The organism is Flavitalea antarctica (genome assembly GCF_054461535.1).
The window spans coordinates 83,828-101,202 of the sequence record NZ_JBTLQG010000016.1 but is presented as its reverse complement, the minus strand read 5'-3'; the positions used below and the strand labels follow the sequence as shown (position 1 = coordinate 101,202).

The following is a 17,375-nucleotide window of genomic DNA, read 5'->3' as shown; positions in this document are numbered from 1 at the left end:
GAGATATATATACATGATGAGTGGTGAGCCTTAAGGCGGTGCATGTTACACCACTCTTAGCTCACCACTCAACATTCACCACTACAGTCCTCACTTGTCATTTGCCGATCACCTGCTATTGGGTTTCACTTAAAATTTATCCCAGAACAGTTTTGTTGTTACAAGGTCTCCGCCAATTGCCTGGGAAGCCGAATTATAATTAGTTTCATTCAGGTTCTGTTCATTGAAAGGATAAGTATATCGTACCGGGATATCACTGATAGCTGATGCTGGTTTTACCAGGGTAGGAGCATCGAGTCTCCGCCAGTGAACCCACTCATCGAACGAGCGGAGGTACATTGCCAGCCACAGCTGTGTGCCGATCTTTTGTTTGTAGTTTCCGGCCGCAGAGGCATAATTGACCGCAGGACTCGCCAGGTAAGCCGATGCCTGGGCTGCGGTTCCACCCCAATATGTAATGGATGCTGTTACCCCGTTGTTGTAGTGCTGCCCCGCTGTGCCGCCCACGGTCATACCTCTTTCAACAGCCTCGGCCAATAAAAATTCTACCTCGGCGTAGTCCATCCATATACTTGGCAGATCAGCCTCCAGTGTCTTATCACTCATATGGGAGAAGTTGGCGAACGTGTTACCTGCACCATAAATTCCACCTGAATAGGTTCCATTCGGCCCCAGTGTAAACCAAAAAGGTCTTCTCGGATCATTCAATGTATTCATCACATTGATGATGGTATTTGACGGAACATAGTCATTGCGGTTGCTTTGCACGAGATTGGTCCAGATAGGATTTGTATTAGGCGGTGTGTTGGTATACTGAAAAAGGGCATTGTCAGCATTGGATTTAAAGACATTCGGTGCGGAAGCCTCGACCTCTTTTCTGGACCGCGGAAGGTCCACATCAGCCAGCAGTATCCCGAACCGGAGTCTTAGCGAATTCGCAAACTTAAACCAGGCCTCCATATCGCCATGGTAAAGTAAGTCAGCTGATCCAAAGCTATCACCGCTAACTTCCATACTGCTGATGGCGGCATTAAGGCTATCGAGCAATGAATAATAAACGTCCCGCTGAGCGTCATATTTTGGTGTTGTGTTCTCTATGTTTAACGCTTCCGAATAAGGAATATCGCCGAAGGTGTTTACCAGCACATAGTAGGCATGAGCTTTGGTAACCTTTACTATTGCCAGCCTGTTTTGTTTGGCAACTTTGTCCTCGTCAAGCAATGGGTTTTCAGCAGCTATTAAACCCTGAGCCTCCGAAAGATCTTTCAATACATCACGGTAGATGATGGTCCACCAGTTTTGTGGTATGTTCCGGTTACCAAGATCATACCTGCTCTCCTGCGGATAAGTGGTGGCTGACCAATACTGAACTATAAATTCGAAGACGTTATTGTTAACATTCGGTGTTGTCAGAATGTCTGTGAAGTTCTTTTGTGCGTTAGAAAACAACATGTCCCCGGGCACCACCAACGCTTGTTTTGAATTGGTGTTTAGCGTATGCATATCTTTCCGGCAACCGGAAAAAATGAGCATTGAAGCAATACATATGATTGGAAGAATTATCTTTTTCATACTTCGCGGTTTAAAATTTGAATCTCACATTGAAGCCATAAGTTCTGTACAGTGGATAGCTTCCAACCTGGAATCCCTGGATATTGCCGGAACTTCCTGTGTCTTCCGGATCTGCATCAGGAAGGTTTTTATGAACCATCCAAAGATTTCGGCCAAACAGGGAAACATCAATGCCCTTTACCGGTGCGAGGCGGTCTGTAACACGGGTTGGAATCGACCATGTCAGGTTTAGCTCTCTCAGCTTAATGAAGCTGGCGTCATAAACCACGCTTTTATTGGGGAAGTTGTTATAACCATAACCCCTGAGTCCTGTAAGTATTACACGCTGTGTGTTTTCTGTGCCATCTTCGAGAACGCCGGGGAATATGAGTCCGCCACCTTCTGCCAGCGAATTCCTGACAGGATTACCAAGATCATTAAGACCAGCCTGCGCCTGGTAAAGCCCGGTACCTTGTCCATACCACTGGTCGATTGAGTAAATAGATCCGCCCTGGCGACCATCAAACAAAAAGCTTAGTGAAAGATTTTTGTAGGTGATGATGTTGTTGATACCACCTACCCAGTCAGGATTAATGTTACCAATGATATTGTTTGTTGTCTGTGATACAAGATAGTAGCCATCGTCACCAACAACCGGGCGACCGGTTTTTTCATCATACACAAAATCATTACCCCTCAGGGTACCAAATGGCTGACCAACTGCGGCATTCAGTGTTACCCCTCCCTGGAACGATCCTATTACTATATTCTGTGTTCCACCTATCAGGCTTTTCACTTCGTTCCTGGTTCTTGTCCAGTTGGTATTGATGGTCCAGCTGAAATCATTGGTACGAATGGGCACCAGTGACAATGATACTTCCCATCCCCTGTTCTCAACATTACCTGCATTGATTATCCTCGTACTATAACCGGTAGAACCCGATACAGTGACAGGAATGATCTGGTCGACAGTATTTGTCTGATAGTATGTGAGATCAAGTGAAACCCGGTTTTTCAATACACTTAATTCCAGTCCGGCCTCATAGCTCCTTGTTCTCTCAGGTTTCAGGTCAGGATTTCTTCTTTGATTCGAAACTGAAAATAATGGGACACCTGCGTATGGCGTTGGCTGATCATAACTGTTAGTGGTATAATCCCAGGGAGCAGGACTACCTACCTCTGCATAATTAAGCCTGAGTTTTCCCTGGTTCAACCATGCCAGGTTTGGCAACAGTTTTGAAAATATAAAGCCACCGGAAATTGAAGGATAAAAATACTGGTTATTGCCTTCGGGCAAAGTGGACGACTTATCGGTCCTCGCTGTAAGATCCAATACCAGCATCTGGTTGTATGAAACAGTTGCGCCTGCAAATACGCCACCCACTTCAACACGCTGGTCCACTTCAGTTGGAGCGTTGATAGGATTTGCTGAATTAGATAACGCATATAATCCCGGAATGATCAGGCCTCCGTTGGTGGTGGCAAATATGGAATTGATATTATTCTGCCTCAGGTTACCACCAACCAGTGCCTTAAGATTTATTTTGTCAGTGAGGTTTTTATCAAAGTTGGCAATAAGGTCATAGTTGTATTCCCTGAATGTCTGGTTGAAACGGCTATAGCTGCCAATGTTCACAGATGCATAACCATCTCTTTCTTCCTGCAATTGATCATAGCTGTCAATAGATGCTCTTCCAAGTATATTAAGCCAGTCAGTAACCTTGTAATTGATGCTGGCAATACCAAACAACCTGAACCTGTTGTCATTTGAATAACTTTCATAACGGGTATAATATGGGTTATCCCAATATATCGGTCCGAGATCGTCCGGTGGGCCGGACATGTTCCAGGTTACATTATCCTTTGTCAGGTTCCATGCATCCTCAAGTTCCTTTACATCAACATTCATTTGCCACCATTGCCTGAAATGCGAGGAAAGGCTTCTCGCATCTCCATAACCGCTTCCATATCTGCCAACCCCTTTTACCTTCGAAAAATTCACTGTTGCATTCGCAGTCAGGTTACTCGTAATATTATAAGAAGCCTGCAAATTGATCATATCCTTTGATATCCTGCTGTTAGGCATGATTCCCTTATCATCAGTTCTTGTGTATCCAAGTTTGAATGTGCCCCTGTCCCCGCCACCATCAACAAATACACTCACATTAGAAGATACGGGGTTCTCAAAAAACGTTGTGGGATCGTTTGGAGCTGCAACATATGGAGTTGCTTTACCATAGCTGGGAAGTCTTGGATCAAAAGCGCTCCATTGATAAACAGATAAATTCGGATCAAACCTTGCTCCGAAAGAAGCATCTTCAGTAGTTGGAATAACGAGGTCGTCAACTCCATCTCCATTTGCATCAAAATAAAGAAAACGTTCATTAGGTGAAGGTGGTGAATCGGAGTAAGTATAATAGTCGGGGTCATAATATCCTCCGCCATATTCATGCTGATACTTAACCCAGGTAGACTTATCCATGCTTCCTGTTCCGCCGCCAACGTTCACGGTAACACCAAGACCACGTCTTCCTTTTTTAGTGGTGATTAGTATCACGCCGTTTGCGGCGCGTGAACCATACAGCGCCGTGGCTGCTGCACCTTTTAATACGTTTACAGACTCCACATCATCAGGATTAATATCCGCTGCTGCGTTACCATAATCAAATCCTCCGCGACCGTTCTGCTGGTTTGCAGTGTTGGTATTTGCATTGTTGGCAGGTACTCCATCTATAACAACCAGTGCCTGGTTCTCCCCGGTAATGGATTTGTAACCACGAAGAATGATGTTGGTGGAACCGCCCATAGTATTATTCTGCTTTATCTGCAGCCCCGCTACTTTGCCCGATAATGCATTGGCAAAATTGGTTGTCCGGACCTTGGTCAGTTCTTCTCCTTTCACCTGTTGAGCGGCATAAGGCAATTCATTTTTATTTCTTCTTAGTCCAAGTGCAGTAACCACTACTTCGGAGAGTGCGTCCGGACTTTCCATGGTGACCTCTACTATCGAAGAATTACCAATGGTTACATTTGTATCTTCAAACCCGGCAGCTGAAATAATCAGTACGGCACCCTGTGCTGCGTCGATGGTGAACCGACCTGCAGAATCAGCTGCAACTGCCGTATTAGTGTTTCGGATTTTTACGGTGGCAAATGGAACAGGATTTCCCAGGTTATCTTTCACCTGGCCCGTGATCTGGGACGACTGAGCGTTCACGTAGAGGCAAAGCAGTAGCGCCCCTACCAATGATAGAATTTTTCTCATGTTATTTAGTATTTTGTTTAGTTGCTTCTAGCTGGAGACCATCTACAATTTTTTATTCATTCACATTCATTCATCTGCACAATGTTTTAATTTTTGAAATTGAGTGTCCTTATCCGAAGGTGACGGACGTTGCTGTGGTTATGTGTTTTGACTGAAGAGTAGTAGTGAATCTGTCGTTATACGGAGTAATGTAGAGGGGGAGTATAGGTTAGACAAGCTGTATCGCCAAGCTGCTGCATAAACTTATCAAATTGTTAAGAATAATGACAAACGAACCATCACTCATTTATGCTGTTAATAATTCCGAACGGTGACGACCTGACCACGAACAGATGATCGGCCGGAATCGCCTGAGCCTTAAATCCTGAATTGATTTGAACCTGGTGCTAACGTAGATTACCTGATTTTATATCTCATCTTTTCAGCTGTGCCCTGCCATAATTTGCACAGCAAATATGCAGCCCGCCGGTTTCGATAAAAATCTGCCATTAATGTGCATGTTTATCAACGAAAATGTGATCGGATTTGTGGAAAATTATGCGGCACAATTCGTATTAATTGAATATTATTCCGTATTTTCATATGCTTGCTTGCTATGTTTCTTGATGCCTGTATGAAGAATTGACTATTTCATTGAATATTATCAAACCAAAAATTAATCAACGATGGCGAGCAACATGGGTTTGTATTCCCCCGAATTTGAGAGGGACGCATGTGGTATTGGATTCGTAGCCAATATCAAGGGTAATAAGTCTCACCAAAATGTTTCCGATGCTTTAACTGTCCTGGAGAACATGGAACACCGCGGCGCATGCGGTTGTGAAAGCAATACCGGGGATGGAGCCGGCCTGATGATTCAGACGCCGCACGAATTTTTCTTCGATGAATGTATAAAACTGGGCGTCCATCTTCCTTCCTTCGGAAAGTATGGCGTTGGAGTTATATTCTTTCCCCGTGACATACGACTCCGCGAAGAATGCCGGGATATATTTAACAGGTCAGCCGAGAAATTAGGACTGGAAATACTTGCCTACCGGAAAGTTCCGGTAAACACCGATGGCATCGGTGCAACCGCACTTTCGGTTGAACCGGAGATGGAACAGGTTTTCATTGCCTGTCCTGATCATATTACCAACCCGGACGATTTTGAAAGAAAGCTTTTCATACTCCGTAACTACGCCACGCACACCATCGTTAACACGGTAAAGAAAGACCAGATAGGTTTTTATGTTGCCTCACTTTCATATAAAACGGTAGTATACAAAGGTCAGCTCACCTCCATGCAGGTCAGGAACTATTTTCCTGATCTCAGCAACAAGAGGGTAGTGTCGGCTTTTGGCCTTGTGCATTCCCGGTTCGCGACCAACACCTTTCCATCATGGAAGCTGGCGCAACCGTTTCGTTTTATAGCGCACAATGGTGAAATTAACACCCTCCAGGGTAATATCAACTGGTTAAAAACCAGTGAAAAAGGGTTTATTTCCCAATTCTTTTCGAAAGAAGAAATGGACATGCTGCTTCCGATTGTAACGCAGGGACAATCAGATTCAGCCTGTCTTGATAATATTATAGAATTGCTGGCCCTCTCAGGCAGATCCCTGCCGCATGTGATGATGATGCTGATACCTGAAGCGTGGGATGGTAATGAGCAAATGCCTCCGCTAAAGAAAGCATTTTATGAGTTTCATGCATGCCTCATGGAGCCCTGGGACGGTCCGGCATCTATTTCATTCACCGATGGAAAGATCATCGGTGCGACACTTGACCGGAACGGATTAAGGCCATCCCGGTATTGCGTTACCTCGGATGACCGGGTCATTATGGCTTCGGAGACCGGCGTGTTGCCGGTTGATCCGTCCATGATCATTGAAAAAGGCCGTCTGCAGCCGGGTAAAATGTTTGTGGTTGATATGGAACAGGGCCGGATCATCAGTGATGATGAACTGAAGAACTCCATCTGCTCACAAAAGCCATATTCTGAATGGCTCAATAAATATAAGATCAGGCTGGAAGAGTTGCCGGAACCAAGGGTATTGTTTACTCACCTTGAACACGACCAGATCTTCAAATACCAAAAAGCATTTGGTTATTCTACCGAGGACCTGGATACCATTATCGCACCTATGGCCACAGATGGCAAAGAGCCAATCGGATCCATGGGCACAGATATTCCGCTGGCAGTGCTCAGCGACCAGCCCCAACATCTGACCAGTTATTTCAAACAACTGTTTGCACAGGTAACCAATCCGCCTATCGATCCTATACGGGAGCGCCTGGTAATGTCGCTTGCCACTTTCGCGGGTAACAACGGCAACCTTTTGCAGGAAGATCCCCTGGCCAGCCATTGCGTCGCCCTGCAACACCCGGTGCTTACCAATCATGAACTGGAAAAGATCAGGAGTATAGATACCGGGATCTTCCAGGCAAAAACGCTTCAAACTTATTTCAGGGCCGATAATAAACCCGGCTCACTGCAGAAAGGTCTTGACAGGCTTTGCCGTTATGCCGTGGATGCGGTTGAAGATGGATTTGAGGTGCTGATACTTTCCGATCGTGCGATCGATTCGGATCATGCCCCGATTCCTTCACTGCTGGCTGTTTCAGCTGTGCATCACCACCTCATCCGCAAAGGACTGCGCGGGCAGGTGGGCCTCGTTGTGGAAGCCGGCGACGTTTGGGAGGTACATCATTTCGCCTGCCTGATCGCCTTTGGCGCGACAGCCATCAACCCATATCTCGCTATCTCTTCGATACGTGATATGAAGCTCAATAACAAGATCCAGACTACACTCGACACTGAAGAACTTAAGAAAAACTATATAAAGGCCGTCTGTGACGGATTGCTGAAAGTGTTCTCAAAAATGGGAATCTCAACACTCCAGTCTTACCAGGGTGCCCAGATATTCGAGATCATAGGTCTGAGCAAAGACGTGGTCAACCGCTATTTCACCGGTGCTATCTCAAGGATCGAAGGGATGGGGCTGGATGAAATTGCAAGGGAGACTCTGGCCAAACATTATTTTGCCTTTAGCCAGAAAGATGTGCCAAGTGATCGCCTTACCGTTGGCGGTATTTACCAGTGGAAAAGAAAAGGGGAGGTCCATCTGTTTAACCCGCAGACCATTCACCTGCTGCAATATTCCACCCGCAGCAACGATTATAACACATTCAAAAAATATTCAAAACTTGTTAATGAGCAGGGTGAAAAAGCGGTCACGCTGAGGAGCCTGTTCACTTTTAAACATAACCGTCCCTCGATTTCGATTGATGAAGTTGAACCGGCAGAAAACATCTATAAACGTTTTGCTTCAGGCGCTATGTCCTTTGGTTCAATCTCCTGGGAGGCGCATACCACGCTGGCCATTGCGATGAACCGGCTTGGCGGAAAAAGCAATACGGGTGAAGGCGGAGAGGATCCTATACGTTATGTAAAACTGGAGAACGGGGATTCTATGCGCAGTGCTATCAAACAAGTGGCGTCTGCCAGGTTTGGTGTAACAAGCCAGTACCTGACTGAAGCAGATGAACTCCAGATCAAGATGGCCCAGGGCGCGAAGCCGGGCGAGGGTGGTCAGTTGCCCGGGCATAAGGTTGACGAGTGGATCGGAAGAACACGGCACTCAACCCCCGGGGTCGGATTGATTTCACCGCCACCGCACCACGATATTTATTCGATTGAGGATCTTGCCCAACTCATCTTCGATCTCAAAAATGCAAACCGGAAGGCCCGTATCAATGTAAAGCTTGTTTCCAAAGCAGGCGTGGGTACCATTGCGGCAGGCGTGGCTAAAGCCAAGGCTGATGTGATCCTGATCTCCGGTTTTGACGGCGGAACAGGTGCCTCACCGGTAAGTTCAATAAAACATGCTGGTTTACCGTGGGAACTTGGCCTGGCCGAGTCGCACCAGACACTGGTTAAAAATAAATTACGCAGCCGGGTTGTTCTGCAGGCAGATGGCCAGATGAAAACCGGCCGTGATATTGCCATAGCAACCTTGCTTGGTGCAGAAGAATGGGGAGTTGCGACTGCCGCGCTTATCGTGGAGGGTTGTATAATGATGCGTAAATGTCATCTAAATACCTGCCCGGTTGGAGTAGCCACCCAGGATGCCGAACTCCGGAAACGTTTTACGGGAGATGCTGATCATGTGGTAAACTTCTTCAAGTTCATCACCCAGGAACTCAGGGAAATCATGGCTGAGCTGGGCTATAGAACCGTCACGGAGATGGTTGGACAGGTTGAAGGACTCGAACTCCGGGAAAATATCAATCACTGGAAGTATAAAAAGCTTGATCTCGCTCCGATCCTTTACCGCGAACCGGAGTCAGACAATACCGGCTTGTACAACATGGAAGAGCAGGACCACGGTATTGACGCTGTGCTGGACTGGAAACTCCTGGAAGCAGCAAAACCTGCCATCGATAACCGGGAAAAAGTCAAGGCTTCCTTCCCAATAAGAAACACTGACCGTACCGCGGGAACCATCCTGAGTAATGAGATCACCAAAAAATACCACGCCGAGGGCCTTCCTGAGGATACTATTCATTTCAAATTCACAGGAACCGCGGGTCAGAGCTTTGGCGCATTTAACACCAAAGGGGTAACCCTGGAGCTGGAAGGTGATGCCAATGACTATTTCGGTAAGGGACTTAGTGGAGCAAGACTTATTGTTTATCCGCCAAAACAGGCGTCCTATGTTCCTGAAGAAAATATCCTAATCGGTAACACCGCATTTTATGGCGCTACCTCCGGCGAATCGTTTATCCGGGGTAAAGCCGGCGAAAGGTTTGGTGTACGTAACTCGGGCGCAAGCGTTGTAGTAGAAGGTGTGGGCGATCATGGTTGTGAGTATATGACCGGTGGACAAATAGTGATACTGGGTGAAACCGGTAGGAACTTTGCGGCCGGTATGAGCGGTGGAATCGCTTATGTGTACGATGTAAGAGGTCGTTTCAGTGAGATGTGTAATATGGAGATGGTTGACCTTGACCCGCTTAATGAGGATGACGTAAGGGATCTTGAAATATTGCTCCGTAAACATTTTGACTATACCGGAAGTACCGTGGCAAAGTTTGTTCTCGATGATATCGAAAATCAAACCAGGAACTTCATCAAAGTTTTCCCAAGAGATTACAAGAAAGTGCTGGCGTCCAGGGTACTGGAACCAGTGATGAAGTAAGCCATTTCAGCAAACAATCAATATCAAATATCAATTTTTAAAGATCAATAATAATGGGAAAGCCAACCGGATTCTTAGAGTATAACCGTGAACTCCCGGCCAAGCGTCCTGCAAAGGAGCGCCTGAACGACTATAACGAGTTTGTGGAAAGATATTCTGAACCAAAGCTGAATCAGCAGGCTGCGCGTTGCATGGACTGTGGAATTCCTTTCTGTCATAGTGGATGCCCCCTGGGAAACATTATACCTGAATTTAACGATGCAGTGTACCGCCAGAGTTGGGAAGAAGCTTATGATATCCTGTCGTCCACAAACAATTTCCCCGAGTTTACCGGGAGAATTTGTCCTGCACCATGTGAAAGCGCTTGTGTTTTGGGGATTAATCAGCCAGCCGTAGCGATTGAAGAAATCGAAAAACATATCATTGAGATCGCTTTCGACAAGGGTTTTGTGAAGGCAAAGGAGCCAAAAGTGAGAACTGGTAAGAAGATTGCCGTGATAGGTTCCGGTCCTGCTGGTATGGCCGCTGCTGCACAGCTTAATTATGCCGGCCATAATGTTACCGTATTCGAACGCGATGACGCGCCAGGCGGTTTGCTTCGTTATGGCATCCCTGATTTCAAACTTGAAAAATGGGTTATTGACCGTCGTATCAAATTAATGGAAGAAGAAGGCATAGTGTTCAAATGCAATGCAAATGTAGGTGTTAACGTAAGGATCAATGATCTGCTGCGTGAGTATCACTCCATCGTGCTTGCAGGCGGATCTACTATTCCCCGCAACCTTGATATACCCGGCCGGGAACTTAATGGCGTGCATTTCGCCATGGATTTTCTTACGCAGCAAAATAAGCGGGTCTCCGGCAGACAGGTGAATACTGCAGATATTATGGCAACAGGCAAAAACGTCGTCGTTATCGGGGGTGGTGATACAGGCTCAGATTGTGTCGGTACCTCTAACCGCCACGGTGCAGTTTCGGTTACCCAGTTTGAGCTGCTGCCAAAACCTCCTGATTCCCGGACTCCATTCATGCCATGGCCAACTTATCCCATGGTACTCAAAACATCATCTTCGCATGAGGAAGGCTGTGAAAGAGAATGGGCAATCGCTACAAAAAGGTTTGTAGGAGATGAGAACGGAAACCTCAAAGCTGTAGTGGTCGTAAACCTGGAATGGAAGCTGGGGGAGGATGGCCGACCTGCGCATTTTGCAGAAGTGCCCGGTTCTGAAAAGGAAATCCCCTGCGAACTGGCTCTGCTCGCGATGGGCTTTGTTCATCCGCAGCATGAAGGCATGATTGCTGAACTTGATGTAGAGCTTGACAACCGTGGTAATGTAAAAGCCAGCGAAAGAAACTACCAGACAAACATACAGAAGATCTTCACCGCCGGCGATATGCGCCGCGGGCAGTCACTCGTGGTATGGGCTATCAGTGAAGGAAGAGAATGTGCACGAAAGGTGGATGAGCATCTTTCCGGATATTCTCTGCTGGAAAGAAGGGACACCAGTGTGATTACGTATTAAGGAGAAGGGACACCAGTGTGATAATCTGGTAAATCAAATAACAACAGCTTATAACTGGTATGGGCAACGCTTCCCAACGGTAATCAATACGCGATTTAATATTATGCAATAAAAAAGCCCTCCCGCACCTGCGGAGGGCTTTTTTATTGCATAATATTTTTTATAATACTATCGTGTTTGATACATCTCCAGAGCTCATTATACCCGAGCGGCACGATCACCTGAATCGATTCAAAATTTAAATCTGAGTTTTCTTTTCCGGATTTTAAGGAAGTTTGGGAAAAATTTCCGGCATTTTTTACGCTCATTCCTGAAAAATTGTGCCTTTTTTAAAAATCTTTTTCACATTTTTTATTTTTGAATGTGAATTGGCGGCCCCAAAACATCAATTAAATTACTGAAATTCATATATTTAAACACAATCTAACAATTCCTGAAGTGATCATGGTAGCTTTGTGTAAAATGTACTAATTGTTACAACTTATCCAATAAATCGTTATTATTGTATTAAGATATTCAAATTGTAAATATTTTAATATTTAACTAAAACAACAAGGTATGAGCAAATTAACTTTCAAACAGGTAGCGCCTTTTCTTGTGCTATCGGTAGTGGCAATCATTGCCATTTTTATTCCTTCACTTCCGGATTTTGTAGATGAAAAAGGTGTATATGATAAGGCAGATATTGCCTGGATCATTGTCGCCACCGCTCTCGTGTTTCTCATGACTCCCGGCCTCGCATTTTTCTACGGGGGAATGGTTCACAGAAAAAATGTAATCTCCACCATGATCAAGAGTGTTGCCGCAGCAGGTGTGGTGAGTGTGCTCTGGGTGGTGGTTGGCTTCAGCCTCGCTTTTGGTGATTCCATGGGCGGATGGATCGGTAACCCCTCAACAAACCTTTTCTTTAAAGGTGTTGCATCAGGCGAACCCTGGGGCACCATTCCTAAATCACTATTTGCTGTTTTCCAGCTTATGTTTGCCATCATTACTCCTGGTCTCGTTGTAGGCGCTGTTGCCGAGCGGATCAAGTTTACCTCTTATATCCTCTTTATTGCTTTATTCAGCCTGCTCGTTTACGCACCTTTGGCGCACTGGACCTGGCACCCTCAGGGACTTCTTTTCACAATGGGAGTTCTTGACTTTGCAGGTGGTACAGTCGTTCACATCTCCGCCGGTTGCGCTGCCCTTGCAGGTGCCATGGTATTAAAACGCCGTAAGGTGCATATGGAACACAGGGAAATTCCACCAGCCAACATTCCATATGTTTTGATCGGTACCGGTCTCCTGTGGTTCGGATGGTTTGGTTTTAACGCCGGTTCTGCACTTGGTGCAAACAGCCTGGCCGTTTCTGCCCTCTTCACTACCAACACTGCTGCTGCTGCTGCAGGTCTCAGCTGGATGTTCTTCGATGTATTGCGCGGTAAAAAGCCATCTGTACTCGGATTCTGTATCGGTGCTGTAGTTGGTCTTGTAGCCATTACTCCAGGCGCTGGTTTTGTAGCTATCCCTCAAAGTATCACTATCGGTGTAATAGCAGCCATTGTTTCCAACATAGTTGTTTACTACAAACAAAAATCAACCCTCGATGATACGCTGGATGTATTCCCCTGTCATGGTGTTGGTGGTATTGTAGGTATGCTGTTAACCGGTGTGTTTGCCACTAAAGCGGTAAACGGGGCAGGTGCTGATGGCCTGTGGCTCGGTAACGCCGGCTTTCTGTGGACCCAGGTAAAGGGTATGTTGATCGCAGTCGGATTCAGTTTCGTAATGTCTTATATCATCTTCAAATTCATCAATTTCCTTCAACCAATGCGCGTCTCTTCTGAAGACGAGGAACTTGGTCTTGATGCTTCTCAGCATAACGAGAAATACCTGCAGGGTCATTTACTCGTAACGACCAACGGAAAATCAGAAATGACCGAAACTGAAATAGAAAAAGGCACAGTATATACATCTTAAACTTCTGATACAAGCTTAAGACACACTGCACCTTTTTCATTACACTTAAATACAATAACAATGTTAAGAAAATTCATTGTACTAGCCATAGCTATGTCCGGGTATTACCATATTTCTGCCCAGGATTCCACAATCGTTGAAGAGAAACCAAAACCGATAATTACAGGATCGCTTGATGCCTACTACCGGTATAATTTCGCTAATCCTAAAAATGATCATCTAAACAACTTCACCAGCTTTACCAATTCGCACAATTCTTTTGAACTTGGTATGGCTTCTATAAAACTTGAACACACCATCGGAAAGGTGGGTGCGGTTATAGATCTGGGTTATGGTCGCAGAGCCGCTGAGTTTTCTTATCCCTATCAAACAGAAAACACTTCGATGATGGCCATTAAACAGGCCTATCTTACCTATTCTCCAAGTTCGGCAGTTAAGTTCACTTTCGGAAGCTGGGCTACGCATGTAGGTTATGAACTGGTTGATGCTTATCTCAACCGTAACTATAGCATGAGTTATATGTTCTCCTATGGTCCATTCTTTCACACAGGTCTGAAGGCTGATATCAGCCTGGGTGGTAAATCTGCTTTTATGGTGGGTGTTACCAATCCAACAGATCTGCGTAGCGCCACTAACATGCCTAAAATGTTCGTCGGTCAGTTTTCAACCGGCTCCAGGGATGATAAACTTAAAGCATGGGTGAATTTCCAGGGTGGCAAATTTGCTGAAGACGGTCGTCTGACACAGGGAGATCTTGTACTTACTTATGCTTTAGGCGACAAGTTCAGCCTCGGATACAACGGTACTGTACAATCAAGAAGCGGTAAAGATTCTACCGGTAAATGGAGTGATGCCAGTGCCTGGTGGGGTTCTGCACTGTATCTTAACATAGATCCGGTTAGCTGGTTCGGAATGACCGTTCGCGGGGAATACTTCGATGATAAAAAAGATATTCTTGGTTTCAATACAGCCATCTTCGTACCAACACTTACATTCAACTTCAAGGTCGACAACCTGACTATCATGCCTGAGTTCAGATTCGAAGGCGCGAGAGATCCGTTGTATATCAAAAATTCCGGCGACAATACCAAGTCAACCGGTAGTTTTATATTGGGCGCAGCATATCATTTTTAAACTTGCTCATTACCATCTCCATGCCCAACAAGATGGGGAGAAGGCCCGGTTCGCCGGGCTTTTTTGTGCCCGTTAGCCAGGTAATTGCACTTTAGTAAGTGCAGGCTGAGCCTATATCCGGCAGAACCAGCGCTTCATAATGAGGGTGAACATATCAGACAGAATTTCTTCCGGCGTTTATGATCCCGAAAGAACATCTTATAATAAGTTTTTCGTAGCTCTCGCGCAAAGGCGTGGTCTTCAACTTTTCCTCATATTCCCTGATACGACCGACCGCATATTGTTGGATAGTCGTTAGCGGCAGCACTATGCGTTCCCTTACCTGGATAGACAACTGTTCAACAGGATAATCGGCCATCAGCTCCGCCTTACCCGACAGCATAAAGATGTATTTTTTTGTCAGTTCGTACTCTTCGTAGATGCGGTTCCAGATCTCACCATATTGAGGATGTGATGAAAGATATTCGGTCAAAGGGAAATAACATTTTTTCATCGACATCTCACAATTGTCCAGCAGCGTCTTGAAAAACAATGAATCGTTGTACAGCTTTTTCAACTCCGGCATCTTCCCGATCTTTTCCAGTTGCTGCAGAGCAGACCCTACACCATAATAACCAGTTACATTTTGTTTCAGCTGGCTCCAGGCGCCGACGTAAGGAATCGCTCTCAGATCTTTCAGGTCAAGTTTATTCGAAGCACCGCGTTTGGTCGGCCGGCTACCGATATTGGTCTGACCGTAAAACTTGATGGGACTTATATTGGACAAATAATCAAGAAAGTCCGGGTGATTTTTTAATGCAGTATAAGCCTTGAAACTCTCGCCTGCCAACTCTTCAAGCAGGTCGTGCTCATCGTCGCGCAGGGTAATGCTTCGTGTTGAGAACAGATCGTTGCTTATACCTGCATGGATCAGTTGCTCCAGGTTGTATTGAGCAGAATCAGTGGTCCCAAAGTTGGAACTTACTGTTTGTCCCTGGATCGTTAACTGAATTTCTTCATTCGAAATGTTCCTCCCCATGGACGCGTAGAATTTGTGTGTCTTACCACCGCCCCGCGCAGGAGGACCTCCGCGGCCATCGAAAAACACAACGTCTATACCATGCTCGCGGGAGATTTGAGTGAGTTCTTCTTTGGCCTGGTAGATGCTCCAGTTGGCCATAAGATAACCACCATCCTTTGTTCCATCCGAAAAACCCACCATGATGGTTTGCTTCATGTTCCGGTTCTTAAGATGTGCCCTGTAAGTCTCGTTCCCGTACAGGGTACTCATGATACCAGCTGCCTGCTGCAGGTCGTCTACGGTTTCGAACAACGGAACGATATCAACCGGTAAAGAGTCCTTTTGCCATCCTGATAACAGGAAAAGCGCATATACTTCAATTACATTCAGGGCAGTATTGCACTGGCTGATAACATAACGGTGGCAACCTTCTATACCATTATATTCCTGTATGTCTTTTACCGCGGCGACAGTCAGTAGGGTGTCCTTGATGATGTCTTCGTATAAATCCGGGTTCGCTTTTCCAGCGACTGAGGTCAGAATATTGATTTTTTCCTCTGCTGTTTTCTTACCATAATCTTTTGGAAGAATATCTTCTTTTTCTGCAATCTCCTCAAACACCTTGTTGTGTACCGAACTTTCCTGCCTGATATCCAACGAAGCAAAGTGTAAACCGAATACATGCACCTTGCTGATAAGATTGTCCACCAGGTGCTGGAACAGACTGTTATGTTGATGGATCACGATATTCCTGATCTCATACAGTGGATCAAGAATTCCTTTTTTTGTAAGGTTTGTACGATGACCCGGTATAAATATATTACTGTATAATTGTTTTTCGAGATCGGCCAGTATTGTGTCGACCCCTTTGAAAGTGAGTCTGCGCTTAAGTCTGCGTACGTCCAGGTAATAACATTTAATGATGCTCTCTCTCAGCGAGTGAGCCACTTTAAGCGTGGTGTCCACACGGACGTTCGGGTTTCCGTCACGGTCACCTCCGGGCCAGAAGCCCATCACTATGATAGGATTATCGGGCGGGATAGCCTGCGGAAACTGGTTATTTATAAAGGAGATGATTTTGCCTGCGGCGTTATAGAAAATATTTTCCAGGTACCAGATAAGGCTTACGGCCTCATCAAAAGGAGTTGGTTTCTGCTTGTTGAAAAAAGGTGTCTTACCAAGTTGCTGCAGGTACATGTTGATCTGGCTCGCATTGTTTTCAGCCAGGCCTTTTGCGAGATCATTGATGATACCAAGCACTGAACCAGGATAAAACTGGGTGGGGTGGGCAGTCAGTACGATGCGGATAGAGAAGTCTTTCAACTTGTCTGCAAACTTTTCCTGCTTGTTTGTTTGCAGAATTTCAGATTCCAGATGTTTCAGGGTACCTACTCCACCCATATCGTTTACTTCCTTAAAAGCAGCGTCTTCCAAAGCATCAAATAATACCACCTGTCTCTCCACATATTGAATAAATCTGAACAACAGATCGATCTTATCTTTTTCGTTGATCATCGATGTGTACTTCTGAAAAAACTCTTCCACGATGGCCGTGGGGCTCATTTTCTTTTTATAGGAGTCCTCACAAAAATTGAGAAACAGCGATAACATGATACCTGTTTTCTCAATGCGGTGAAAGGGCAAAGAGGTGAACAGGCTGTTATACAACTGGAATTTGATCCCCACATAATTCTTAAATTGCTGAAGGCCTCTTGATGACTGGTGATCCATGATTATTGTTTAACGAAAAGTTCATGTAA

At 45.5% G+C, this 17,375-nt stretch carries 7 protein-coding genes; 4 read left to right on the top strand and 3 right to left on the bottom strand.

Going from position 1 to position 17,375, the window contains the following annotated elements; all coding sequences use genetic code 11:
- Nucleotides 1-129 precede the first annotated feature (129 nt).
- Complete coding sequence (locus ACX0G7_RS15530; protein ID WP_458924417.1) at nt 130-1,572, bottom strand: SusD/RagB family nutrient-binding outer membrane lipoprotein; 1,443 nt, start codon at nt 1,570-1,572, stop codon at nt 130-132.
- A 10-nt stretch (nt 1,573-1,582) separates the two neighbouring features.
- Nucleotides 1,583-4,816, bottom strand: a complete 3,234-nt coding sequence (locus ACX0G7_RS15525) for a SusC/RagA family TonB-linked outer membrane protein (RefSeq protein WP_458924416.1) — start codon at nt 4,814-4,816, stop codon at nt 1,583-1,585.
- A gap of 665 nt (nt 4,817-5,481) precedes the next feature.
- On the opposite strand from ACX0G7_RS15525, the gene gltB reads away from it, so the two are divergent.
- The 4 genes from gltB (at nt 5,482) to ACX0G7_RS15505 (ending at nt 14,615) form a co-directional block, all read left to right on the top strand.
- Nucleotides 5,482-9,996: a glutamate synthase large subunit gene (gene gltB / locus ACX0G7_RS15520; RefSeq protein WP_458924415.1), complete on the top strand. Its 4,515-nt coding sequence runs from the start codon at nt 5,482-5,484 to the stop codon at nt 9,994-9,996.
- Nucleotides 9,997-10,049: 53 nt separating this feature from the next.
- Nucleotides 10,050-11,519, top strand: coding sequence for a glutamate synthase subunit beta (locus tag ACX0G7_RS15515; RefSeq protein WP_458924414.1), 1,470 nt, complete (start codon nt 10,050-10,052; stop codon nt 11,517-11,519).
- Between the two features lie 558 nt (nt 11,520-12,077).
- Nucleotides 12,078-13,481: an ammonium transporter gene (locus ACX0G7_RS15510; protein WP_458924413.1), complete on the top strand. Its 1,404-nt coding sequence runs from the start codon at nt 12,078-12,080 to the stop codon at nt 13,479-13,481.
- A gap of 60 nt (nt 13,482-13,541) precedes the next feature.
- Nucleotides 13,542-14,615: an outer membrane beta-barrel protein gene (locus tag ACX0G7_RS15505; protein WP_458924412.1), complete on the top strand. Its 1,074-nt coding sequence runs from the start codon at nt 13,542-13,544 to the stop codon at nt 14,613-14,615.
- Nucleotides 14,616-14,769: 154 nt separating this feature from the next.
- On the opposite strand, the gene ACX0G7_RS15500 is transcribed toward ACX0G7_RS15505, so the two are convergent.
- On the bottom strand, nt 14,770-17,346 hold the full coding sequence (locus ACX0G7_RS15500) for a phosphoenolpyruvate carboxylase (RefSeq protein ID WP_458924411.1): 2,577 nt from the start codon (nt 17,344-17,346) through the stop codon (nt 14,770-14,772).
- Nucleotides 17,347-17,375: the final 29 nt, after the last annotated feature.